This window comes from Streptomyces sp. HNM0575 (assembly GCF_012726265.1).
In the GTDB taxonomy this organism is placed as follows: domain Bacteria; phylum Actinomycetota; class Actinomycetes; order Streptomycetales; family Streptomycetaceae; genus Streptomyces.
The window spans coordinates 304,175-327,602 of the sequence record NZ_JAASAG010000009.1 but is presented as its reverse complement, the minus strand read 5'-3'; the positions used below and the strand labels follow the sequence as shown (position 1 = coordinate 327,602).

The 23,428-nt window shown below is 73.2% G+C and carries 19 protein-coding genes and 2 pseudogenes; 12 read left to right on the top strand and 9 right to left on the bottom strand.

The window, feature by feature from the left end:
* Positions 1–24 precede the first annotated feature (24 nt).
* From HCC61_RS22350 to hypE, 3 genes and pseudogenes are all read left to right on the top strand, one after another.
* On the top strand, positions 25–303 hold the full coding sequence (locus tag HCC61_RS22350) for a HypC/HybG/HupF family hydrogenase formation chaperone (RefSeq protein WP_169138022.1): 279 nt from the start codon (positions 25–27) through the stop codon (positions 301–303).
* Positions 300–1,385, top strand: a pseudogene (hypD, locus tag HCC61_RS22345) (hydrogenase formation protein HypD); the annotation flags it as partial. The gene HCC61_RS22350 and the pseudogene hypD, both read left to right, overlap by 4 nt.
* A gap of 292 nt (positions 1,386–1,677) precedes the next feature.
* Positions 1,678–2,754 carry a hydrogenase expression/formation protein HypE gene (hypE, locus tag HCC61_RS22340; protein WP_277349085.1) on the top strand — a complete coding sequence of 359 codons (1,077 nt, stop codon included), beginning with the start codon at positions 1,678–1,680 and terminating at the stop codon, positions 2,752–2,754.
* A 150-nt stretch (positions 2,755–2,904) separates the two neighbouring features.
* Here the strand turns inward: hypE and HCC61_RS22335 are convergent, their stop codons facing one another.
* The 3 genes from HCC61_RS22335 to HCC61_RS22325 are packed head-to-tail and all read right to left on the bottom strand — an operon-like array spanning position 2,905 to position 5,358.
* Positions 2,905–3,639 (bottom strand): polysaccharide deacetylase family protein, encoded by a 735-nt coding sequence (locus HCC61_RS22335; protein WP_169138159.1) that lies wholly within the window; start codon positions 3,637–3,639, stop codon positions 2,905–2,907.
* Between the two features lie 44 nt (positions 3,640–3,683).
* The gene (locus HCC61_RS22330; protein WP_169138157.1) at positions 3,684–4,553 is read right to left on the bottom strand and encodes a DMT family transporter; all 870 of its coding nucleotides are present in this window, start codon (positions 4,551–4,553) and stop codon (positions 3,684–3,686) included.
* Positions 4,554–4,572: 19 nt separating this feature from the next.
* On the bottom strand, positions 4,573–5,358 hold the full coding sequence (locus HCC61_RS22325; RefSeq protein ID WP_240969170.1) for an SDR family NAD(P)-dependent oxidoreductase: 786 nt from the start codon (positions 5,356–5,358) through the stop codon (positions 4,573–4,575).
* A 198-nt stretch (positions 5,359–5,556) separates the two neighbouring features.
* Between HCC61_RS22325 and HCC61_RS22320 the strand changes: the two genes are divergently transcribed.
* On the top strand, positions 5,557–6,720 hold the full coding sequence (locus tag HCC61_RS22320; RefSeq protein ID WP_346777326.1) for a galactosyldiacylglycerol synthase: 1,164 nt from the start codon (positions 5,557–5,559) through the stop codon (positions 6,718–6,720).
* 125 nt (positions 6,721–6,845) lie between these two features.
* Complete coding sequence (locus tag HCC61_RS22315; RefSeq protein ID WP_169138018.1) at positions 6,846–7,259, top strand: SRPBCC family protein; 414 nt, start codon at positions 6,846–6,848, stop codon at positions 7,257–7,259.
* A gap of 189 nt (positions 7,260–7,448) precedes the next feature.
* Here the strand turns inward: HCC61_RS22315 and HCC61_RS22310 are convergent, their stop codons facing one another.
* The gene (locus HCC61_RS22310) at positions 7,449–7,727 is read right to left on the bottom strand and encodes a hypothetical protein (protein WP_169138016.1); all 279 of its coding nucleotides are present in this window, start codon (positions 7,725–7,727) and stop codon (positions 7,449–7,451) included.
* A 195-nt stretch (positions 7,728–7,922) separates the two neighbouring features.
* On the opposite strand from HCC61_RS22310, the gene HCC61_RS22305 reads away from it, so the two are divergent.
* Positions 7,923–8,663, top strand: a complete 741-nt coding sequence (locus HCC61_RS22305) for an aspartate/glutamate racemase family protein (RefSeq protein WP_169138153.1) — start codon at positions 7,923–7,925, stop codon at positions 8,661–8,663.
* 125 nt (positions 8,664–8,788) lie between these two features.
* Entirely contained in the window at positions 8,789–10,312 is a 1,524-nt protein-coding gene (locus HCC61_RS22300) for an NCS1 family nucleobase:cation symporter-1 (protein ID WP_346777325.1), read from the top strand.
* Positions 10,313–10,429: 117 nt separating this feature from the next.
* On the opposite strand, the gene HCC61_RS22295 is transcribed toward HCC61_RS22300, so the two are convergent.
* Both HCC61_RS22295 and HCC61_RS22290 read right to left on the bottom strand, forming a co-directional pair.
* Positions 10,430–11,128 (bottom strand): DUF2071 domain-containing protein, encoded by a 699-nt coding sequence (locus HCC61_RS22295; protein ID WP_206322890.1) that lies wholly within the window; start codon positions 11,126–11,128, stop codon positions 10,430–10,432.
* Between the two features lie 322 nt (positions 11,129–11,450).
* Complete coding sequence (locus tag HCC61_RS22290; RefSeq protein ID WP_169138010.1) at positions 11,451–12,557, bottom strand: N-acetylmuramoyl-L-alanine amidase; 1,107 nt, start codon at positions 12,555–12,557, stop codon at positions 11,451–11,453.
* Between the two features lie 583 nt (positions 12,558–13,140).
* Between HCC61_RS22290 and HCC61_RS22285 the strand changes: the two genes are divergently transcribed.
* The 4 genes from HCC61_RS22285 to HCC61_RS22270 all read left to right on the top strand — a co-directional run bounded on the left by HCC61_RS22285 (position 13,141) and on the right by HCC61_RS22270 (position 17,795).
* On the top strand, positions 13,141–14,325 hold the full coding sequence (locus HCC61_RS22285) for a 2-keto-3-deoxygluconate permease (RefSeq protein WP_169138008.1): 1,185 nt from the start codon (positions 13,141–13,143) through the stop codon (positions 14,323–14,325).
* The gene (locus tag HCC61_RS22280; RefSeq protein WP_169138006.1) at positions 14,322–15,791 is read left to right on the top strand and encodes a four-carbon acid sugar kinase family protein; all 1,470 of its coding nucleotides are present in this window, start codon (positions 14,322–14,324) and stop codon (positions 15,789–15,791) included. Before HCC61_RS22285 ends, HCC61_RS22280 begins: the two co-directional genes overlap by 4 nt.
* A 193-nt stretch (positions 15,792–15,984) precedes the next feature.
* The gene (gene pdxA, locus HCC61_RS22275; RefSeq protein WP_169138004.1) at positions 15,985–17,028 is read left to right on the top strand and encodes a 4-hydroxythreonine-4-phosphate dehydrogenase PdxA; all 1,044 of its coding nucleotides are present in this window, start codon (positions 15,985–15,987) and stop codon (positions 17,026–17,028) included.
* Complete coding sequence (locus HCC61_RS22270) at positions 17,025–17,795, top strand: DeoR/GlpR family DNA-binding transcription regulator (protein ID WP_169138002.1); 771 nt, start codon at positions 17,025–17,027, stop codon at positions 17,793–17,795. The genes pdxA and HCC61_RS22270 overlap by 4 nt, the downstream gene beginning before the upstream one ends.
* A 57-nt stretch (positions 17,796–17,852) precedes the next feature.
* On the opposite strand, the gene HCC61_RS22265 is transcribed toward HCC61_RS22270, so the two are convergent.
* A complete protein-coding gene (locus tag HCC61_RS22265) occupies positions 17,853–18,881 on the bottom strand; it encodes an SDR family NAD(P)-dependent oxidoreductase (protein ID WP_169138000.1) in 1,029 nt (342 codons plus the stop codon).
* 336 nt (positions 18,882–19,217) lie between these two features.
* Positions 19,218–19,481: a DUF397 domain-containing protein gene (locus HCC61_RS22260; RefSeq protein WP_169137998.1), complete on the bottom strand. Its 264-nt coding sequence runs from the start codon at positions 19,479–19,481 to the stop codon at positions 19,218–19,220.
* 843 nt (positions 19,482–20,324) lie between these two features.
* On the opposite strand from HCC61_RS22260, the gene HCC61_RS22255 reads away from it, so the two are divergent.
* Entirely contained in the window at positions 20,325–21,554 is a 1,230-nt protein-coding gene (locus HCC61_RS22255; protein ID WP_169137996.1) for an FAD-dependent monooxygenase, read from the top strand.
* A gap of 137 nt (positions 21,555–21,691) precedes the next feature.
* On the opposite strand, the pseudogene HCC61_RS22250 reads toward HCC61_RS22255, so the two are convergent.
* A pseudogene (locus HCC61_RS22250) lies at positions 21,692–23,151 on the bottom strand (cytochrome P450); the annotation flags it as partial.
* Between the last annotated feature and the right edge of the window lie 277 nt (positions 23,152–23,428).

Below are 23,428 nucleotides of genomic sequence, written 5' to 3'. Positions count from 1 at the left end.
ACCCGAGGAGCGAGGAGAGACACCATGTGCCTGGCGGTACCCGGCAAGGTGCTGGAGATCAAGGAGCGGGACGGCACCCGCATGGCCACCGTCGATTTCGGCGGCGTGGCGAAGGAAGTGTGCTGCGAGTACCTGCCGGACCTGAAGGCCGGGGAGTACGCCATCGTCCACGTCGGCTTCGCGCTTCAGCGGCTGGACGAGGAGTCCGCGAGGCAGACGCTCGCGCTGTTCGAAGAACTCGGGCTGCTGGAGGAGGAGTTCGGCGACCCCTGGGAGCTTGCTGCGCAGGAGGCGGCGAAATGAAGTACATCGACGAGTTCCAGGACCCGGAGTTGGCACGGAGACTGGTGGACGACATCCACGCGAACGTCACCCGCCCCTGGGCGCTGATGGAGGTCTGCGGCGGCCAGACCCACTCCATCATCCGGCACGGGATCGACCAACTCCTGCCGGACGAAGTGGAGTTGATCCACGGACCGGGGTGCCCGGTCTGTGTCACGCCGCTGGAGGTCATCGACAAGGCCCTGGAGATCGCGTCCCGCCCGGAGGTGATCTTCTGTAGCTACGGCGACATGCTGCGCGTGCCCGGCACCGGCCGCGACCTGTACCAGGTGCGCGGTGAGGGCGGTGACGTGCGTGTCGTCTACTCGCCGCTGGACGCGCTGCGCATCGCGCAGGAGAACCCGGAACGCGAAGTGGTCTTCTTCGGCATCGGGTTCGAGACGACCGCGCCGCCGAACGCGATGACCGTGCACCAGGCGCGCAGGCTCGGCATCCGCAACTTCAGCCTGCTCGTGTCGCACGTGCTCGTGCCCCCGGCCATCGAGGCGATCATGCGCTCCGAGTCCTGCCGGGTGCAGGGCTTCCTCGCCGCGGGACATGTGTGCAGCGTGATGGGCACCGGTGAATACCCGGCGCTGGCCGAGCGGTTCAGGGTGCCGATCGTGGTGACGGGCTTCGAGCCGCTGGACGTGCTGGAGGGCGTACGCCGCACCGTGCGGCAGCTGGAGCGCGGCGAGCACACCGTCGAGAACGCCTACGCGCGGGTCGTGCCGCCCGAGGGCAACCCGGCGGCCAGGGCGATGCTCGCCGACATCTTCGAGGTCACCGACAGGGCCTGGCGGGGCATCGGCGTGATCCCCCGCAGCGGATGGCGACTCGCGTCGCGCTACCGGGAGTTCGACGCCGAGCACCGCTTCTCGGTGAGCGGCATCGACACTCGCGAGCCCGAGGAGTGCCGCAGCGGCGAGGTGCTGCAAGGGCTGCTCAAGCCGCACGAGTGCGAGGCGTTCGGCACCGCGTGCACTCCCCGCACACCGCTGGGCGCGACGATGGTCTCCAGCGAGGGGGCGTGCGCCGCGTACTACCTGTACCGCCGGCTGGAGCGCGGCGCCGGGGCGGCCGGTACCGCCGTCGCGGCGCCCCGCAGCGGGGACGGCACGGCCACGGCGCCCGGGCAGGCCATGGCGCCCGGGCCGGCGGCGTCCGCCGCCGCACCGGCGGGCCCGTCACGGGCCGAGATCGCCGATTCCGAGACCGCCCGATCCGAGGCCGCTCGATCCGAGGCCGCCCGATCCGGGGCCGGGCGCGGGTCCTCGGCAGAGCCGGGCCCCGGACGTGAATCCCGGCCCGAATCCGCACCGTTGGAGGGAAGCCCCGTTGTCTGAGACCACCGGCCTGGCCGAGCCGGGCACCGAGACCGCCGAACCCGACTTCTCCGGCTGGACCTGTCCCGCGCCGCTGCGCGACCAGCCGCGGGTGGTGATGGGGCACGGCGGCGGGGGAGCGCTCTCCTCCGAACTCGTACAGCACATCTTCGCGCCCGCCTTCGGCGGCGACCTGCTCGCCGGGATGCCGGACTCCGCGGCCGTCACGCTCGGCGGTACGCGGCTGGCCTTCTCCACCGACTCCTTCGTCGTGCGGCCGCTGTTCTTCCCCGGCGGCAGCATCGGCGACCTCGCCGTCAACGGCACCGTCAACGACCTGGCCATGAGCGGCGCGCGCGCCGCGTATCTCTCCTGCGGATTCATCCTGGAGGAGGGCGTCGAGGTGCCGCTGGTCTCGCGGGTGGCGGAGGCGCTCGGCGCCGCGGCCCGTACGGCGGGCGTCGAGGTGGCCACCGGCGACACCAAGGTGGTGGAGTCCGGGCACGGCGACGGGCTCTACCTCAACACCGCGGGCATCGGGCTGATCCCCGACGGCGTCGACATCCGGCCGCAGCGCGCCGCACCGGGCGACGTCGTCATCGTCAGCGGCGCGATCGGCGCGCACGGCGTGGCCGTGATGAGCGTCCGCGACGGGCTGGAGTTCGGCGTGGAGATCGAGAGCGACTGCGCTGCTCTCGGCGGACTCGTCGAGTCGATGCTGGCCGTCACCCCGGATCTGCACGTGCTGCGCGACCCGACACGGGGCGGGCTCGCCGCGGCGCTCAACGAGATCGCGGTGGCGGCGGCCGTCGGGGTCGTCGTGAACGAGCGGGCGGTGCCGGTGCCGGAGCCCGTGGCCAACGCCTGCGCGGTGCTGGGCCTCGACCCGATGTACGTCGCGAACGAGGGCAAGCTCGTCGCCTTCGTCCCGCGTGAGCACGCCGAGGCGGTGCTCGCGGCCATGCGGGACCATCCGCTGGGCGCGGAGGCCGCAGTGATCGGCGAGTGCGTGGAGCCGCATCCCGGCATGGTGGTCGCGCGCACCGGTCTCGGGGGCACACGCGTGGTGGACCTGCCCGTGGGCGAGCAGCTGCCCCGGATCTGCTGAACGGGCGCCGCGGGCAGGCCTGTTGACCGTTGCCCGCAGGCCGCCGCTCGCCGGCAGCCGGCCGCCGCCAGACCGGCAGCTGCCGCCCGGCCGCCCGTTCCGCCGCCGCCCGCCGTACGGACCCTCCCGTACGGCGGGCGGCTTCGCGCGTCAGGACGGCCGGAGGGCCGCAGGCCCGGCCAGCAGTCCGTGCTCCGCGAGCGGCCCCACCGTCCACCCCTCGGCCCTGCACCGCATCACCAGGTGCGGCAGCGCCTCCAGCCCCGAGTGCCATGCGCCGGGCGCGCAGGCGTGATCGGAGTCGTGCAGCAGTACCGTCGCGCCGCCGCCCATCCGTTTCGCCAGTTCGGCCAGGACGCTGTCCGCGTCGGCCTTCGCCGTCCAGTCACGGCCCCACGCGGTCCACAGCACAGGGCGCAGGCCCAGCCGCCGTGCCGCCTCCAGCCGGGTCGCGGTCAGCACGCCGTAGGGCGGCCGGTACCAGCGGGGCCTCGTACCGGCGACGCGGTGCACCGAATCCGTCGCCCGCGCCAGATCGCGCAGGTCGCCGCGGGGCCTCGGGCGCCAGAACCGTTCGTGCCGCCAGCCGTGGACGGCCAGTTCGTGCCCTTCGTCGACGATGCGCCGCCCCAGCTGCGGGAACCGCTCCAGACGGTTGCCGAGCACGAAGAAGGTGGCGCGTGCCTCCAGCCGTTCCAGCTCCTCCAGGAAGTACGGGGTGCTCAGCGGGTCCGGCCCGTCGTCGAAGGTGAGCGCCACATGACCGGGATCGCCCCGGCCGTCCAGACCCGGGCTGAGCACCCTGCGCACGCCGGGCAGCCAGCTCGCCGCCGGAACGATGTGCCAGGCCGCCGCCGTGAGGGCGGTGGCGCCCGCCCACAGCAAGCCGTCACGGGCGGCTCGTTGCCCGTCACGGGCGGCGACCGCGCTCACCACACTTCTCCCTGCTCGTCGCCCGAGACCTCCGGCGTCCTGGCCAGTTGGAGGCTGCCGGCGCCCACGAGTGCCAGCGCCCCAAGCTCCGGCACGACCAGGATTCCGAGCCGCAGCTGCTCGTCGAAGAGGACCGCGCCCAGCACGAGGCTCATCAGCGAGTCGCCCAGGGTGAGCGCCGGCTGGGAGGCCACTAGCGTTCCCGCGCGCAGCGCCATCTGGAGAAGCAGGAAGCTGCCCAGGCCCACCACGCCGACCGCGTAGGTCTGCCAGGCCGTGAACAGTGCGACCAGCCCGTCGGACAGGCGGGCCACGGCGTCCTTCATCAGGGCCGCCGTGGCGGAGAAGCCGAAGGACGTCGCCGCCCCCAGCACCGTCGCGCGCGGCGAGGACGGCAGCCGTGTAGCGAGAACGATCAGCAGGATCACGATGGTCAGCAGGACGGCGCCCGCCGCCAGCCACCGCCCGACCGGCACCCGCGTCGTGCCCACGGACGGGTCGATGAGGACGAGGAAGACGGCCAGCCCCGTCACCATCGTCAGGAACGCCCGCCACGCACGGGCGTCCGGGCGGCGGTGGAAGAAGACGCTCCCCACGACCAGCGTGAACAGCAGCTCCGTCGCCATCACCGGCTGCACGACCGCCAGCGGCCCGGTGGCCAGCGCCCCCGCCTGGAAGATCCCGGAGAAGATCAGCATCGCCGAGCCCCACATCCACACCGGGCGGTGCAGGAGGTGGGTCAGCCAGGAGAAGCGCCGGCCGCTGGGGGCGACCCGCTCCGTCGCCGCCGCACGCCGCTGGAGCACCGACGCCGCGGCATTGGCGAGGGCCCCGAACAGGGCGAGTACGACGGACAGCACCAACAGCCACACGTTGCAGCGACCCCTAACCGAAGCGCTGAGCGAGGGAGCGGAAGACACCGGGCGCGGCTCCGTGCAGCCGTGCGGGCATGCCGAGCCAGCCCGGTACGTAGGCGTCGGGCCGCCCGTATACCAGCGCCCTGCGCACCGCCTCCGCCACCTGCGCGGGCGGTACGGGCCGGGGTCTCGTGCGGTGGTACGGGACGCCGCGGCGCCCGAAGAAGGGGGTGTCCACGGCGCCCGGCATCACGATCGACACCCGTACGCCCGTGGACGCCAGCTCGTACCGCAGGCTGTCCGCGAAGGCCAGCAGACCGCCCTTGGTCGCCGAGTACACGGCCTCGTCGCGCACGCCCACGCTTCCCGCCATCGAGCCGATCAGCACGATGCGGCCCCTGCGGCGGGCGACCATGCCGGGCAGCAGCAGCCGCACCAGGTGCACCACGGCGGCGAGGTTGACCGCCAGCAGCCGGTCGATGGACTCGACGGGCTGTGCCGTGAAGGGGCCCGCCCAGCCGATGCCGGCGCCCGCGACCAGGGCGTCGACGCGTCCGCCGTGCGCGACGGCCTCCCGGGCGAGGCGGGCTCGGGCCTCCGGATCGGTGACGTCGGCGGGCAGAGCCGTGCCCCGGGTGCGGACCGCTACGTCGCCGAGCCGGTCCTCGTCCCGTCCGTTCAGCAGCAGGCGCCAGCTGCCCTCCGTGGCGAGCTGCTCGGCGACCGCCGTCCCGATGCCCGACGAGGCGCCGGTGATGAGCGCCACCGGGCGCTGCGTGCCGTGCGCCACGAGCCGGCCGGAACCCTCGAACATGACACCCTCCGGGTGATCAGGAGCAGGACTCTCAGAATGCTGGCTATCGGCCCGGGCCGCCTGTGGGGGTTTCCGCGCGCAGCAGCCCGGACCACTCGATCGGGCCCGGTTCGCGGGGGCACGGCGCGGCACCCAGCCATCTTGTACGGGCTGCCGGTTCGGACGTCCGGCGTCGATCATCGAACCTGGTGGGGCACTGTGCGGCAACGGTTTCTGCTGCTGAGCGCGAGCATGGGCGCGGGGCACGACGCCGTCGCGGGCGAACTCGCCGAGCGGCTGCGCGCGCGTGGCCACGAGGCCCGCGTCGAGGATGTGCTGACGCTGCTCCCCTCGGGGGTAGGGCTCGGGCTGCGTGCGGGCTACCGTGCGGCCGTCCGTCACGTACCGCGGCTGTACGCATGGATCTACGCCGCCTTTCTCGCGCCCGGGCCCGGAGCACCGGGCGGGCCGCCGGCGCCGCCGGACGGCGTGGCCGTGCCGAGGCCGGGCAGCGCGCCGCTGGCGGCGCTCGCGGAGCGTCCGCTGATGCGCGTCGTCGACGGATGGCGGCCCGATGCCGTGATCTCCACCTTCCATCTCTCGGCGCAGGTCACGGGGAGGCTGCGCGAGCGCGGTGTGCTGCGGGTGCCGAGCGTCGTGACGGTCGTCGACTTCGCGGTGCACCGCGGCTGGCTCCACCCGGGCAACGACGTGTATCTGTGCGTGACCGAGGCCGCGGCCCGTGCGGCGGGGGCCGCCACGGGCGCCGTGGCGGAGGCGAGCGGGCCCGTCGTGCCGGAGCGGTTCGCGCGGGGGAGTGCCGCGGCGGCGGGGGCGGCCGCCGCCGGGCGGTGGCGCGCCGGGTTCGAGCGGGTGGCGCCGGGGCTGCCGGTGGTGCTGCTCTCCGCGGGGGCGTGGGGGGTCGGTTCCCAACTGCGGCGTACGGCACTTCAGTTGGCGGAGCGCGAGTTCTGTCCCGTGCTGCTGTGCGGCAGGGACGAGCGGCTGCGGCGGCGGGCGGGGCGGCTGCCCGGGACGCTCGCGCTGGGGTGGGTCCAGGACATGGCGGGACTGATGGCGTCCGCGGACGCGCTCGTCGACAACGCGGCCGGGCAGACCGCAGCGCAGGCGCTCGCCGCCGGGCTCCCGGTGATCGGCTACCGGCCGCTTCCCGGTCATGGCGCCGAGGGGGTGCGGGCCATGGCCGAGGCCGGTGCGGCCGGACTCGCCCGCGACGACGGGGAGTTGACGGCGACGCTGGAGGAAGCCGTCCGGCACGGGCCGGTGCGCGAGGGGTATGTCGAAGGGGGCCGCGCGCTCTTCCATGCGGACGCCGCGCAGCGGATCGCGGAGCTGACCCTCGCGGGGGTGCGGGCGTCCTGACGGCGTTCCGCAGCCGGGCTGCGGGCCGGTACGGCGCGCGGTCGTGCCGTTGCGCGCCGGGTCGGTACCGGGTCCGCGCCGTCCGCTGTCTGTTTTGTCCCGTACGGGGCGGGAACCTGGAGCCGATGAGTGAACACGAGCGTTCCCGCACGGTGGCGGCCCTTCCCGAGGAGGTATTCGCCCAGGCCGCCGACGTGGACCAGATCGAGACGTGGATTCCGCGGGAGCTGCACGTACAGCGCGAGGAACCGCCCGCCGTCACCATGCACGACGACGAGACCGGCAGGGACAGCCCCGTGCTGCTGCGCGCGCGGCGGGACCAGCTCCGTCTGGAGTGGGGCACCAGGGACGGCGGGCGCTACGCGGGCTGGCTGCGGGTGGAGGGGATCGGCAGCGGCGCGAGCGCGGTCACGGTGCACCTGTCCTTCTTCGACGAGGGGCAGGCGCCGCCCGACCACGAGGTGACCCTCGCACTCGACGAGAGCCTGGACAGGCTGGCGGAACAGGTGCGGGTGCGGGCCGACCGGGCGGGGCACTAGCCGCGGCAGGTGTGGCGCGTGTGGTGCTGGCTGCGGTGCGGCAGGCGCGGTGCGGGCGGCAGTTACGGTGCGGGGCCGTGCGGACCGGCCCGGTTCCCTCACGTCCTTCGCGGGTGTCCGTCGACCGGTCCGGTCGTCGCCGGGACCTGACCCGCCCGGGGCGGACCCGGGGCGGACCGGGCGCGTGGGTCAGCCCGCTTCCGCTCTTCCGCTCTCCTCGGCGATCAACGCCACCCACCCGTACGGCAGTTCCTCGCCGTCGACCGTGATCGCCTCGACGGTGCGGGTGCGCGGATCGACGTCCGCCTCCACCCCTTCGCCCGCGTAGCGGGGATAGCCGCTCTCACCGGCTGCGCCCGTCGCCCGTACGGTGATCACCCGCAGTACCGGGCCGTGCTCGGGGTGGCCCTCGAAGTCGGCGGTCTGCGGTTGCAGACGGATGTCGTAGCGAGGCTCACCGCGGTGCATGTCTTCGACGATAGGGCCGCGGGTGGCGGGCCGCCTCCGGAGACGGGAGCCGGAGCGGGGGGGGGGGGGGGAGAGAGACGGGGAGCGGGGGACCGGCGGGCGGAGGCCGCGGGTAGCCTCTGCCTTCACCGCCAGGTCAACCGTCAGGTCATCCGTCCCCGTCGTCCCCCCCGTCATCCGATGTCTGGAGCGGCCGTGCGCATCCTCGTACTCAATCCGAACACCACCGCCTCCATGACCGCGGCGATCAGGGCGCTGGCGGAGGAGAGCGCCCGCCCCGGTACGCGGATCACCGCCGCCGAGCCCCTGTGGGGACCGGAGTCGATCGAGGGCCATTTCGAGGGGCAGTTGAGCGCCGCCGCCGTACTCGACCGGCTCGCCACCTTCCAGGACCCGTTCGACGCGCTGGTGATGGCGGGCTTCGGCGAACCGGGCCGGGAGGCCGCGCAGGAACTGCTCGACGTGCCCGTCTTCGACATCACCGAGTGCGCCGCGCAGATGGCGATGATGCTCGGACACTCCTACGCGGTCGTCACGACCCTCGACCGTGCCGTACCGCAGATCGAGGACCGGCTGCTGACGGCCGGCCTGCTTCAGCGCTGCGCCTCCGTGCGGGGAACCGGCCTCGGCGTGCTGGAGCTGGAGGAGGACACGGAGCGGACCGTGCGGGAGATCGTGACCCAGGCGCGGGCCGCCGTGGAGGAGGACCGGGCGGAGGTGATCTGCCTGGGCTGCGGCGGCATGGCCGGGCTGCGGGAGCGCGTCGAGGCTGAACTCGGCGTGCCCGTCGTCGACGGAGTCGCCGCGGCCGTCGGCTTCGCCGAGGCGGTGGTGGGGCTGGGCCTGACCACCAGCAAGGTGCGCAGCTTCGCCCCGCCGCGGCCCAAGAGCATCACGTCATGGCCGCTGAGCAGGCACCTTCCGCGTTCCGGCTGATCTCGCGGCAATGGCGTCGCAACGATGTCGCAACACACCTCGTGGACCGTAGGGTTCGGCCGGAACCGGTCGGGCGGAATTGTGTTTCCGCCCACCGGAGTGCCGGATCGACGGAAGGCATGCACGTGACGAATCCCCCCTCGCCCTCCCCGGACCCCCGCCTGTACAACGCGGACCTCGCACCCGCCGCGGAACGCAGATGGGGCGCGTACTCCATCTTCGCGCTGTGGATGTCGGACACCCACGCGATCAGCAACTACGCCTTCGCGGCAAGCCTGTTCGTGCTGGGGCTGCCGCCCTGGGAGGTCTTCCTCGCCCTCCTCGCCGGCGTCTGCGTCCTCCAGTGGCTGATGAACAGGATGGGCCACGCCGGGCACCGCACGGGCGTCCCCTTCCCGGTGCTCGCCCGCGCCAGCTGGGGTGTCTACGGCGCCAACATCCCCGCGCTGCTGCGGGCGATGATGGCCGTGGCCTGGTACGGCATCCAGACCTGGCTCGCCTCCAAGGCGCTGGTCCTGCTCGCCCTCCAGATCTCGCCCGGTCTGGAGAGCCTCGACACCGGCGGCCTGCTCGGGCAGACGAGGCTGGGCTGGATCTCGTTCCTGGTGATGTGGGGAGCGCAGGCCGTACTGCTCACCCGCGGCATGGAGTTCATACGCAAGGTCCAGGACATCGCCACGGGTCCCGTGGTGTGGGTCGTGATGCTCGCGCTCGCGGCATGGCTGCTGGTGAAGGCGGGCGGCGACATCTCGCTGACGAAGTCGGTGACGGGGCTGAGCGCGGGCGAGCAGTTCCACGAGAGCGCCGTCGCGGTCTCGCTGACGGTCACCACGTTCCTCACGCTCGTGCTCAACTACGCGGACTTCGCACGCTTCACGCCCGACCACCGGGCCTACCGGCGCGGCAACCTGTGGGGCCTTCCGGTGAACTTCACCGCGTTCGCCGTGGCCGCCGTGCTGATGACCGCGGGCACCGTCTCCGTCTTCGGTGACGCGGTCAGCGACCCCGTCGAGGTCATCCACCGCATCGACAATCCGTGGGTGACGGTGATCGGCGCCGTCTCCTTCATGATCGCCACGATCGGGATCAACGTCGTCGCCAACTTCGTATCGCCCGCGTACGACTTCGCCAACCTCCTGCCGAAGTACCTGGACTTCAAGCGCGGCGGCATGGTCACGGCGCTGCTCGCGATCGCCGTACTGCCGTGGAAGCTGTACTCCACGCCTGTGATCATCCAGTACTTCCTGGGAGGACTGGGCGCGTTCCTCGGGCCGATGGTGGCCGTACTGCTCGTCGACTACTACCTGATCCGGCGCGGCAGGATCGATGTGGACGCCCTGTTCAGCGCTGAGCGCAGCGGTGCCTACCACTTCCGGCGCGGCTTCAACCCGGAGGCGATCGTGGCCTTCGTGCCGTCGGCGGTCGTCTCCGCGGTGCTGGCTCTCGTGCCCGCGTTCTCGGACGTGGCGCCGTTCGCCTGGGTCTTCGGGCTGCTGCTGGCCGGGGGCATCTACTACGTGCGCTCCGCGGGCAGGCGCGAGGAGGGCCCGGTGGCGGACGAGGTCATCCCCGCCCTCGTACGGGGAGACGCGGTCGAGGCGGAGAAGGCGGGACTGCCGGACCATCCGGCTCCGGTGCGGGGCGGCTGAGCGGGCGGCGGCCCGGCTGCGGGTCACGGTGGGGCGGCGGGCGTATCGGTGCGCCCGGGGCCCGGTGCGCTCAACGCCCGGTGTGCTCAGGCCCGGTGTGCCCGGGTGCCCGTGCTCTCAGGGGGTCGGCACGCCCGCCGGCCGGGCGGGCCGCGAGAACCGCACGGGCACGCCCGGCGAATACAGCACGCTGACCGGGTCCCCGGCGGGCGCCGGCAGTCCCGCCGCCGTCACCAGGTCCTCGTCGCATTCGAGGAGTTCGGCCCGGTGCAGCGGCCAGCGCGGATGGTCGTTGGGCAGATACACGGGCCGGTCGAAGAAGGCGTTGTGCATTCCCCAGCGGGCCGTCAGAAAGTGTTCGAGCTCCGTCGGCTCCTCGATGGGAGCCCCGATGCCCACGGTCATCCGGCAGCGCGCGCCCCGCGGGCCGGGCCAGCGTCGCCTGCTGGCGTACGCGATGGACGTGCCCTGCCTCCGCATGGACATCCGCGCCCACCGGTACGGCATGCGGAACGCGGCGAGCGCGACCGTCACGGGTATCAGCCGGGATGCGTCGAGCGAGCGGAACACCACGCCGCGACGGCCGAGTTCGTCCACCGAGTACAGGCGTACGTTCGTCTCCGGGAAGCTGCCCAGATAGGGGACGCCGGGCAGCCCGAACCAGCCGACCCGGTGCATCCGGAAGGCCACCAGCCCGACGTACGTCGTGCCGTGCAGCACATCGGGGACGGTGCCGCGCGGCAGCAGCGGCGCCACGTCCGCGGGGTCGGCCGCCCAGTGCACGAACGACAGGTCGAGCCAGGACTGGGTGAGCAGGGGCGTGGGCGCGCGGCCGGGGCTGCGGCCCGGGGAGCGCGATGTGCCGTGCCCGTCGTATGTGCCGCCCGCGTCCGGCGGTCCGGCCGTGCTCGGCGGGTCGGGCGTTATGGGCTGCGGGTCGCGGGACGAGTGCGGCACCCGGTCAGCATCGCAGACGGCACGCCGCGGCCCGCCGCCCGGGAGAGCGCGGAAGAAGGGGGAGAAGCGGAAAGAGCGCGGAAGAAGGGGGAGAAGCCGCCCGGGTGCGGCACGGGGAGAGAAGAGAGGGATGCGGCCGGGGAGCGCGACCCGGCCGCACCCCTCTGTCAGGGCTGCCGCGTCAGGACAGCAGCCGTTTCCAGTCGGTCTGAGTGAGCCTGCCGTCGGCCGGGAGCGTGGTGGAGCGCCGCGACGTCCGCATCAGCGCACGGACCGCGTCGTCGGTGTCCTCGCCGCCGGCCGTACGGGAGGACGGGGTGATCAGGGGCCAGATGTCCGAGCCGAGGTATCCCGTCTCGTCGGCCGTGTTGTGGTGCGCGGCCGCGCAGGTGTGCCGCTCCACGCAGTGCCGCTCGGCGAGTTCGGCCACGGCGCGCTTGGTGTCCGTGCCGAAGACGCCGTCCACCGGCACCTTGTAGCCCTTGCCGCGCAGCAGATGCTGAGCCGCCCGCACCTGCGCCCCGACGGCGCCGGGTTTCAGCAGCGGCCAGGTCAGCACCTCGTCGGCCGAGGGGGAGGAGACGCCGAGGACGCGGCCGACGGCGTCCCGCAGCTCCTGAAGGCGTCCGTAGAGCACGTTGCCGGGGCATTCGGTGGAGTTGAAGTCCCGGTGGCCCTGGATGTTCTTCAGGTCGGTGCCGTACTGCGACGCGATCCACGCGACGAGCTGGACGAGGGAGTCCCACAGCGCCGCGGGCACGTCCACGTCGGTGTAGAGGCCCTCGTTCTCGATCCCGATGACCTCGCTGTTGTGACCGCCGACGTTGGCGCCCTGCACGTGCTGGGTGCCGCCCCGTACGACGGCCAGGCTCTGATGCCTGCCTTCGAGCCGGAAACCCCCTCGGGAGTTGGTGAACTGCTGGCCGGTGTCGGACCAGCCGTTGCCGTCCATGTGGTGGTCCTGGATGTCGCGGCAGATCTGCTTCGCGTGCTCCAGCGAGTAGTCCTCGCTGTTTCCGGGGTCGGCGGTGTGGTGGACGACGATGAAGGTCGGTACGTGGTCTTCGATGACGATCTCTTGAGAGGGGGGCCGCGCGCCCCACTCCTCGGTGGTGTAGATGCGCGGCTCGGCGGCCTTGCCGCGGGAGGCCCGCAGCGGTCGGGCCGTTCCGGCAGAGGGGGCGGCGTGCGCGGCGCCGGCGGTGCTCAGGCCGATGGCACCGGCGGCCGTGGCCGCCACGCCGCCGCGCAGCAGGGCACGACGGTCGAAGCCTGGCTGTCCAGCCATTCGGTCTCCTTCGGGAGTAGGAAGGAACGGTGACTCCCGCGCTCGGAGTTCGGTCACCGATGCGTGGGGACCCGTGCGGGGAGAGGGCTGCCCGCCCTCGCCCCGCACGGGCTGAAATCGGATTCCGCGCTTCGCCAGTAAAAGCAGCACGCCATGAACGCGACAACCCCAACGAAGCAACGCGTTACGACTTTCTGGGAGTTCTGAAAGAAACGCGGGCCACGAATCACCTGTAGCAGAGCGAACCGGGCCCCGCCTCCTGTGGTCGGCCCTCTGAAAGCGCAGGTTGGCGGAGCGTCAGCTGACGGCCCGGCAGATTCCGACGGCAGCGGCGGCGGTAGATCGGACGGCGCGTCAGTCGAAGGGGTTCCGGGGGTCTGCGCCAGGCGGGGCGGCCGGCGTGGCCGCCTCGGGCCGTCGAGGGCGGGGGCTTCCGGCCTCCCCGGGGCCGTGGAACGCCAGGTGGTTGCACGGTTCGCGCATCTTGCATGAAACACGCAGTGGGCGTTACGTTCCGCCGGAACGCAGCGCACGCCCCCACGGTGCGGCGCCCGGAACGTGGTGGACGGAAGGCGGACCGCACATGTCGATACCGATCAAGGCGAGCCTCGAGAGGGTCCCCGGCGGCATGATGCTCGTGCCGCTCCTGGTGGGCGCGGTGATCAACACCGCGCACGCGGGGACGGGGGAGTTCTTCGGCTCGTTCACCGGGGCGCTCTTCTCCGGTGCGCTGACCATCCTCGCCGTCTTCTACGTCTGCATGGGCGCGACGATCGAGCTGCGTACGACGCCGTACATCCTGAAGAAGGGCGGTGCCCTGCTCGTCACCAAGGCGGGCATCGCGGTCGTCGCCGGAGTGGTGATGGGCCGCTTCCTCGACGAGGCGCCCGTCGACGGCGGAGTCTTCGCCGGCATCTCCACCCTCGCGGTCGTCGCGGCGCTCAACGACACCAACGGCGGCCTGTACATGGCGCTGATGAGCCAGTTCGGGCGCGGCCGGGACGCCGCCGCGTACTCGCTGATGAGCCTGGAGTCCGGCCCGTTCCTGACCATGCTGACCCTCGGCGTCGCGGGCCTTTCCGCCTTCCCCTGGCAGACGATGCTCGGGGCGATCCTGCCGCTGCTCGTCGGGATGGTCCTCGGCAACCTCGACCCGCAGATGCGTACGTTCCTGGGCGCGGCCGTGCCCGTGTGCATCCCCTTCTTCGGCTTCGCGCTCGGTTCGGGCATCGACCTGGCCGCGGTGTGGACGGCGGGGCTGCTGGGCATCGGGCTGGGTCTGTTCGTGCTCGTCGTCAGCGGTGTGACCCTCTTCTTCGCGGACCGTCTCGTCGGCGGCAGTGGGCTCGCGGGGCTGGCCGCCGCCACCACGGCGGGCAACGCCACGGCCGTGCCCGCGGTCGTGGCCGCGGCGAACCCCGCGTACGAGGAGGCCGCCGACAAGGCGACGATCCTGGTGGCGGCGGCGGTCGTCGTGACCTCGCTGCTCGTGCCGGTCATCACGCTCGCCTACCACCGCAGGCTGGAGCGCCTCGGCGTGACGGACGGTCAGGACGCGAGGAACGCGCGGGCGGCGGAGGCCGAGCCGACGGGCGATACGGGCACGGGTACGGGCATGGACACGAGCACGGACGCGGACGCGAGCACCGGCACCGGTACGGACAGCGGCACGGACGCGGAGGGGGTGCCCGGGAGGCGGCGCGGGAGCGGGAGCGGCGAGCCGGCCGCCGTGGACGGGTCCGGGGAAGCGGCGGCGGAGTCCCGGTGAGCACGCTTCCGACGGGCCCGGCCCCCGGCGTACTGATCGTCGCCGACGACCTCTCGGGCGCCGCCGACAGCGCCGCCGCGCTGGCGCCGCGTGCGCGCACCGCCGTGACGCTGGACGCGTCCGCGGCATGGCCGCCCGCGGCGGACGTCGTCGCGGTGGACACCGACAGCCGTCATCTGCCCGCGGCGGACGCGGCCGCAGCCGCCGCGGCGGCCGTCGGCAGGGCCGCGCCGCACACCCTCGTCTACAAGAAGATCGACTCCACGCTGCGCGGCAGCATCGGCCCCGAGACGGCCGCGGCGCTCTCCGTCATGTCGGGCCGCCCGCAGGGCGAGGACGGCCGCGCGGCACCCGGCCGGCCGCGTTCGGGCCGTTTCCTCGCGGTGGTCGCGCCTGCCTTCCCCGCGACGGGCCGTACCGTCCTGCACGGCGAGGTACGCGTCGACGGCGAGCCGCTCGCGTACCGGCGTCCCGAACGGCGGCCGCTGACCGACCAGTTGCGTGCGGCGGGACTCGAAGTCGCCCGTCTCTCCCTCGGGGAGCTGCGCCGCGACCGTCCGGCGACGTCGCTGCGGGCGATGGCCGGGCACGTGGACGCCGTCGTCGTCGACGCCCTCACCGACGACGATCTCGCCCGAACGGTGCGCGCCTGCAAGGGACTTCGCGTGCTGCTGGTGGGCTCCGGCGGGCTGGCGCGCCATCTGCCGCTTCCCTCGAAGGGCGGCCCGGCCACCGGGCACCCGGCCGCCGGGCACCCGGCCGCCGGGCACCCGGCCGACTCGGCTGCGTGCGGGTCCGGAGCGGGCCGGGGTCCCGATCCCGTCCCGAGCCCTGTCATGGCTCCCGTCACGGACCCCGTCACCGATCCCGTCAGCGGCTCCGGAGCCGGATCCGCCCGGCCGCCCGTGCTCTTCTGCGTCGGCAGCCGCAGCGAGACCGCACACGCCCAGCGCCGCGCGCTGCTCGACGGTGTCCCGGCGGTGCCCGTGCCCGTACGGGCGGATGCCCCGGCAGACGCACCGGCAGACGTACGGGGACGCGCTCCCGCGGACGCACGGGGTGCGCGGGATGTCGCGGACGCCGCACGGCAGGCGGCCGCCGCCCTGGAGGACGGCCGGGACGTGGTCGTCTTCCCCGACCCGGACGCCCCGGTGGAGCCGCACCGCGCCGGTGAAGTCGCCGCGGCGCTCGCATCGGTGGCCTCCGCGGGCCTCTGCGCCGCGGGCACGCTCGTCGCCACCGGCGGCGAGACCGCGCGTGCGGTGCTGCGCCGCGCCGACGTGGCGACCCTGGAGGTGCTGGGGGAGAGCGAGCCGGGCGTGGTGTGGATGAGCACGCCGGGACGGCTTCGGGTGATCACCAAGGCCGGTTCGTTCGGGGACGCCGGGACGCTGTTGCGCGTCGCCCGCTCACTGAGCACGGACGGGGCCGCCGTCACGCCCGGACGTCCGCCCTGCCCGCTCTGACCCCGCGCAGCCCCTTCTCCCGGGCTCTCCCCGGCCCTCCCTCCCGACCGTCCCCGACCTCTGATCCCGACCCGCCGACACCGGCCTCCTGCCCACCGTGCCCTGCCCGCCGTCCCTGCCCTTGACCTCTCGCCGGGCCGCCGGGCCCGCCCCCCGTTTCGCGTCAACTCCTCGTCTGCGTAAGGCTGTCACCATGTCCCGACCCGTCATCGCCATCACCATGGGGGACGCCGCGGGCGTCGGCCCCGAGGTCGTCGTCAAGGCACTCGCCCGCACCGTCGGACCCGCCGGCACGGCCGGCGCCACCGACGCCGCCCACAGCGCGGCCTTCCGGCCGCTCGTCGTGGGCGACGCCGCCCGGCTGCGCCGCGCGGCCGAAGTGACGGGCGCGGAGCTGGAGATCGCGGCGGTCGGCTCGCCCGAGGAGGCCCGCTGGGAGCCGGGCACCGCCGACTGCATCGACCTGGCGAACATCCCCGCGGATCTGCCCTTCGGGGAACTCTCCCCGGTGGCGGGCGAAGCCGCGTACCGGTACGTCGAGACCGCGACCCGGCTGGCCACCGGGCACCGCGTCGACGCGATCTGCACCGCGCCCCTCAACAAGGAGGCGCTGCACGCCGCCGGGCACCGCTATCCCGGCCACACCGAGCTGCTCGCCGACCTGACCGGCACCGACGAGGTGTCGATGCTGCTGTCCGCGCCGTCCCTGCGCGTCATCCACGTCACCACGCACATCGGCCTCGTCGACGCCGTCGCGAAGATCGAACCCGGCCTCGTGGAGCGCACGGTGCGGCGCGGACACGAGACCCTGCGCTCCTCGGGCGTGGCCCGGCCCCGTATCGCCGTGTGCGGCATCAATCCGCACGCCGGGGAGAACGGGCTCTTCGGCCACGGCGAGGAGGAGACCAAAGTGGTGCCCGCCATCGAGGCCCTGCGCCGGGACGGCATCGACGCCCAGGGGCCGCTGCCCGCCGACACCGTCTTCTTCCGCGCCGTGCGCGGCGACTTCGACCTGGTCGTGGCGATGTACCACGACCAGGGCCACGGACCGGTGAAGGTGCTCGGCCTGGACGCGGGCGTCAACGTCACCGTCGGGCTGCCGGTCATCCGTACGAGCGTCGACCACGGCACCGCCTTCGATATCGCCGGTACGGGCGCCGCGGACGAGGCGTCGATGCTGGAGGCACTGCGTCAGGCCACCGAGCTGGCGCCGCGGCGCGCGGACGCCGCCGCATGAACGGCGCGGCGAGACGCGACGAGATCCGCGACCTGCTGCGGGTGCGGCCCATCGCGGTGGCCGAACTCGCCGGGCGCTACGGCGTGTCCGAGTCGACCATCCGCCGTGATCTGACGCGCCTTTCGGAGACGGGCCGGATCGTGCGGACGTACGGCGGGGCCCTCTCGCATGGCCACGGCGAGGAGCAGACGCTCCACGAGCGCGAGGGGATCGCCGTCGCGCAGAAGGCCGCCATCGCGCGCGCGGCGGAGCCTCATGCGGCGGACTGCCGGATGGTGCTGCTGGACGCCGGTACGACGGTCGGCGCGCTCGCGGAGCGGCTGGCGGCACGCGGCGGGCTCACGGTCGCCACTCCGGGGCTGACGTCGATCAACATCCTGGCCGGTGTCCCGGGCATCGATCTGGTCGTACTGGGCGGCAGCGTACGGCAGTTGAGCCTCGGCATGGTCGGCCCGCTGGCCGAGGCCGCGGTCTCCAGGCTCAGCGCCGACGCCGTCTTCCTCGGGGCGGACGGAGTGGTCGCCGGGCGCGGCATCTGCGAGGCGTCACCGGAGCAGAGCGCGCTGAAGCAGCTGATGATCGACCGCTCGCGCGACGTCCACGTCCTCGCGGACGCGGGGAAGCTGGGCCGCGCCGACTCCCACTGGTGGTCCGTCTTCGAACGCCCCTGGAATCTCGTCACCGACGGCGGCGCGAGCGAGGAGCAGCTGGCGCCGTTCCGCGACGACCCGCTGTGCACGGTGCGGGTGGCTTCGGCGGCAGGCTGAACTCCCATGCGGGCGGGGCCCGTTGAGGCCGGACCCCGCCCGCGCGGCGGCCGTCCCTCAGGCCCTGCCGCTCGCCGAGTCCGCCGCGAACGCGTCCACGCCCGTCAGTTCGGCCGACAGCGCCCACAGCCGTGCCGCCTCCCGCGGATCGACCGCGTACTCCCGTACGCCCGACGCCGTGCCCGGAGGGGTCACCGACGTCTGGTCGCCGGACGCGACGGGCGCGATGTCGCAGTCCTCGCAGTAGACGCCGCCCATGCCGTCCAGCTGCGGCGAAGTCGCGGCCCACACCTGCGTCGCCGCGCCCTGTTCGGGGGTCTTGAAGGAGGGGAGCAGCGGATTGCCGTCCTCGTCGATCCACCCGGCGCGGACCATCTCCTCGGCGGGCAGGTGGCGTTGGAGAGGGGTGAGGATCCCTCCGGGGTGGAGTGAGAAGGCCCGTACGCCGAACTCGCGGCCGCGCGCGTCGAGTTCGACGGCGAACAGCGCGTTCGCGGTCTTGGCCTGCCCGTAGGCCTGCCACTTGTCGTAACCGTGCTCGAAGTGGACGTCGTCCCAGCGGATCGCCGAGCGGTGGTGTCCCCGGGAGGACACGGAGACCACGCGTGCTCCGCCGTCCCGTACGAGGGCGGGCCACAGCCGGTTGACGAGCGCGTAGTGGCCCAGGTGGTTGGTGGCGAACTGGGCCTCCCAGCCCGGGCCCACCCGGGTCTCGGGACAGGCCATGATCGCGGCGCTGCCGATCAGGACGTCGATGCCGCGGCCGGTGGAGAGGAAGCGGTCGGCGAAGGACCGGACGCTGTCGAGGTCGCCGAGATCGAGGGCGTCGGTCTCGACGCGCGCGATCCCTTCGAGGGCCTCACGCGCGGCCTCGGGCCGCCGGGCCGGCACCACGACATGGGCGCCCGCTGCGGCGAGCGCGCGTGTGGTCTCCAGGCCGAGTCCCGAGTAGCCGCCGGTGACGACTGCGAGCTTCCCGGACAAGTCGATTCCGTCGAGGACTTCGGCGGCGGTGGTGCCGGCGCCGAAGCCCGAGCCGATGGGGCGCTGCGGGGTGGGTGCGGGGGAAGAAGTGGATGGGGTCATGGACGGAACGCTACGAATTGGAGTGCGCTCCAGCGCAAACGAAATGCGCAGGTTCACCCGTCGCGGTGCGCGGGCCCGCCCGGAACGTGATCCGGAGTCGCCGGACCCCTGCGAGCCGCGGGAGGAACCCGCGGAGCGTGACCGGACGCGGAGACGCGCCGCGCCGGACCGTGAGGCCCGGGGCGGCGCTTCCCTCGATCGGGGTCCCGCTCCGTACGGCACGAGCCGCAGCGGACCGGAGGGCGGACCGGAGAGCACTCGGCTCCACGGGGCTCCGCTCCGGCAGAGAGGCCCCACTTCAGGCAGAGAGGCCCCTCTCCGGCGGTGAGCCCCCTCTCAGGCGGTGAGGAAGTCGGCCGCGCCGGCCTTCGCTCCCTCGATGAACGCGGTGATCTCCTCCGGGGTGTAGAGCAGGACGGGGCCCTCGGGATCTGTGGACTGTCGCAGCGCCACCCGGCCGTCGGGCAGCTTCTTCGCCTCTACGCAGGCTCCGCCGTTCTGCCCGCTCCAGGGCTTGTGCCAGCCCTCGGTGCCCAGTTCACGCGCGGGCATCCCGTTACGCAGACGGCCGGTCTCGGGGGTTGCAGCATCAGGGTTCATGTTCCGGACTCCTTACGGAGGTTGATCAGTACGCGCGCGGTCGGGGTGCACGTACGCGTGGTGCTCCGGCAAGAGACGTGTGTGAGCGCTTCCAGAGGACCGGGCCCCCGAACCCGGCTGCCGGTCCCGGCACATCGCACGGAGCTGCTGTATGAGCGTCAACACAAGCGTTTTCCTTGCCACTTACTTTGAAATTATCAGAACGATGCTTGCGGCTTGAAGCCCACAAGGACATAGTGTCAACGTGATGCTGAACACCGGCCACCGGTTTTCAGTCCGCCAACCTGCCGGGGCAGGGCCGGGCTTGGGGGGTACGGCGTCGTGCTGCGGGGGAGTGCGGCGTCGTCCAAGCGCTATCCGGCCCGCGAAAGGGCGCCGCTCCCGGACCGCTTCGCTGCGGCCTGCGAAGCCGGACCGGGAGCGGCGGCCCGTCGGCGGACGGGCCGCCCCGGGGCGCCGAGGCCCGGCGGTACGGCGATTCGGCCGTCGCTGAGCGGTAGTTGACCGGCGGACCCCGCGGTCCGTGCGTACCGCCGCTGCGGCACCGGTCGCGCGGGTCGCATCGATCGCCCATCAGCGCACGGCACTCGGGCACTCTCCGGCGAATCCGAACCGGAACCCGAAGCGGAATCCGAAGCGGGCGTCCGCCGACGTACCAGGCATACGCGACTCCGAGGGATCCGAGGGACGCTACGGGGCAGCAGGTGACGGGACCTCCGGGCTCCCGGACGCGGAAGGCGTGCGGCGGGTACCGTTCACCCGGACACGGACGGCACGCACCACCCGGGCGGCACCGGGACGGGCGGGAGCCGGCGCACCGACCAGCGAACGAGGGCTTCGAAGATGCGGATCCTGATCATCGGTGGCGGCATCGCCGGAACCGCCGCGGCGCTCGCCCTGAACAAGGCGGGCATCGACGTCGGCGTCCACGAGGCCCATCCGGACAGCGGTGCGGACATCGGGGCCTTTCTGACCCTCGCGAGCAACGGCATGCTCGCGCTCGCGCAGTTCGGCGCGGCGGAGGCCGTCGCACGCGCCGGTTTCGAGCTGACGGCGATGCGCCTCACCGGTGACAAGGGGTCCGTGGTCTCCACCGTTCCGCTGGGCGAGACCGGCGATCCGCTCCGGCGGTTCCGTTGCCTGCGCCGCGCCGAACTCGGCGCCGTGCTGCGGGAGGAGGCCGCGGCGCGCGGGATCCCGGTCCGTTACGGGGAGCGGTTCGTGTGGGCCACGGAGGACGAGGAAGGTGTCACGGCCCGCTTCGCCGACGGCAGCACCGCGCGCGGCGATCTGCTGCTCGGCGCGGACGGAATCCACTCCGTCGTAAGGCCGTTGACGGATCCGGAAGCCGAAGGGCCGCGCTATGCGGGTCAGCGAGTCTTCTACGGATACACCACCGAGGCGGCGCCGCCGAACGCACCAGGGCGCATCGAGATGCTGCGCGGCAGCTCGTCCGCCATGGGGTACGCGGTCTCGCCGGCAGGGGAGACCTACTGGTTCGCCCGTGTGTCGGCGGAGGAGCTGACCGACGCCGAGATCGCGGACACCACTCCCGCTCAGTGGCGCGAGCAGCTGCTGCCGCTGCTGCGGCCGGACGCGACGCCCGCAGCGGACATCGTGGAGGCCACCGGCAGCAGGCTGATGGTGACCAACGCCCGTGACCTGTCGACCGTGACGAGGTGGCGTACGGAGCGCATCCTCCTCATCGGCGACGCCGCGCACGCGGCCTCACCGGCCACGGGGCAGGGCGCTTCGATGGCGCTGGAGGACGCGGTCGTGCTCGCCAAGTCCCTGCGTGACGCGCCCGATACGCCGTCCGCGCTGGAGCGGTACGAGAGGCTCCGCCGGCCGCGCGTGGAACGCAACATCGTCAACAGCGCCCGGCTCACGCCCCGTCGGGCACCGAACCGCATGCAGCGGACGCTGGAGAACTACCGCGCGCGGTGGAAGAGCCGCAACGGTGCCGCCGGGCCGGGCTCCTCGTCCGCGTCTCCCGCCGACGAGGAACTGGCCGCCCAGCTGGACTGGAACACGCCGCTGCCCGCCGACTCGCCCGCCGTGCAGGGAAGTTGAGGCACGAGGCACAGGGCACAAGGACATAAGGCACACGGCACAAGGGCACAGGGCGCCGCGCGCCCGTCCCGTACGCGTGCCCGGCGCGCTCCCGGCCGCGCCCCCTCGGGCCGGGTACGGGTACGGGTACGGCAGCCTCAGCCGCTCACCGGCGCGGCCGCCCGCGTCGCCGGTGAGCGCCGGGCGAGGTGCAGCGCCAGCCCGCTCGGCATGAGCGTGAGCCGCTCGGAGACCCGCAGCCGGTAGTCCGGGTCGGCCCGGAAGTCGTAGCGCCGCAGCAGCAGTCCCAGCACCAGCGTCGCCTCGTGCAGCGCGAACTGCCGCCCTATGCACGCGCGTGCGCCCGTACCGAACGGCTTGAAGGCGTGCGGAGGGCGCCCGCGCACGGCCTTCGGCTCGAAGCGGTCCGGGTCGAAGTCCTCCGCGTGCTCGCCCCAGACGGCGGGGTCGCGGTGCAGCATCATGATCAGTACGAGCGCCCAGGCGCCCTTGTTCATCGGGTGTTCGCCGCCGAGCACGGTGTCGCGCAGCGCCTCGCGGGAGAAGGCCGGTGCCGTGTGGGCCACAGCCGCAGCGACTCGTCCAGTACGCGGCGTACGTAGCGCAGCCGTGCGACCTGCTCGTACGCCGGCTCCTCCACGTCGCCCCAGACGTCCTCCACCTCTGCCCGCGCACGTGCCGCGACCTCCGGGTGCCGGGAGAGGTAGTGGAGCGCGAACGAGAGCGCGCCGGAGGTGGTTTCGTGCCCCGCGACGAGGAACGTGACGACCTGCCGCCGGATGTTCTCCGCCGACAGCCGTTCGCCGGTGGTGGGGTGGGCCGTCTCCAGCATGCGGTCCAGCAGGTCGCCGCGCGCACCTGAGGAGCCGGCGCCGCGCCGTGCCTCGACCACCTCGTCAACGGTGTCGTTGAGGTACGCGCGGTCGGCCGCGTTGCGCTTCGCGGCGCCGCGCTGAAGCAGCGGGCCGAGCAGCGGCGGGACGGTGTTGCGGCGCTGCGCGTACGACAGCGCCCCCACCATGGCCGTCACGAACGGGTGCGGCCGCGACCGTTCGAAGGAGCCGAAGTCGTGGCCGAAGCCGGTGCGGGCGATGGTCTCCAGGGTCAGATTCGTCATGTCGCCCGGCACGTCGACGGCGTCCCCCGCGCGGCTGCTCTCGTCCCAGTGCGCGGTCAACTGCCCTGCCACGTCCAGCATCAGCGGGTGGTAGCCCTCCATGGCCGCGCGGCTGAAGCCCGGAGCGAGCACGTCGTGCGCGAGCTGCCAGTTGGGCTCGTGGTTGTAGGCGGTGAAGAGGCCGTCGCCGGCGAGCGGACGGAGATTGGCGACGCCGAGACCGACGTGCTTGGCGAATCGGGACTCGTCGGCGAGCTCGGCCACGAGGTCCGCGCCCCACGCGAAGACGATCTCCCTGTCGAAGGCCTTGCGCCGGAAGATCGGGCCCAGTTCGCGGGCGATGCGCATGGAGTCCTGCACCGGGGACTGCACGCTCGCGTTCGCTATGTCCCCCAGCACCGGCACGCGGCGAGGCGGATGCGGAATGCGGTGCAGTTCGGGCCAGCCGAGCCGGGCGCTGCGGAACCCACGGGCGGGGGCGCCGTGTTCGGATCGCGGACTGCTTCCGGCTTCCGCGGTGCCTTCCGCTTCGGCGGTATGTCCCGCTTCCGCGGTGCCTTCCGCTTCCGCGGTGCGTCCCGCCTCCGCCGTGCCACCGGCATCCGTGCCCGGCCGCACCTGCGGCCGGGCCTCCTGTGAGCGGGTCCCGGTCATCTGCCTCAACTCCCCGCGCCGTACGCCGACATGGCTTGTTGTACATCGGTTCAATAGGGCTCCAGTCTGGGCGGGCCGCTGTACGGGCGTCAAGTAAAGTGAC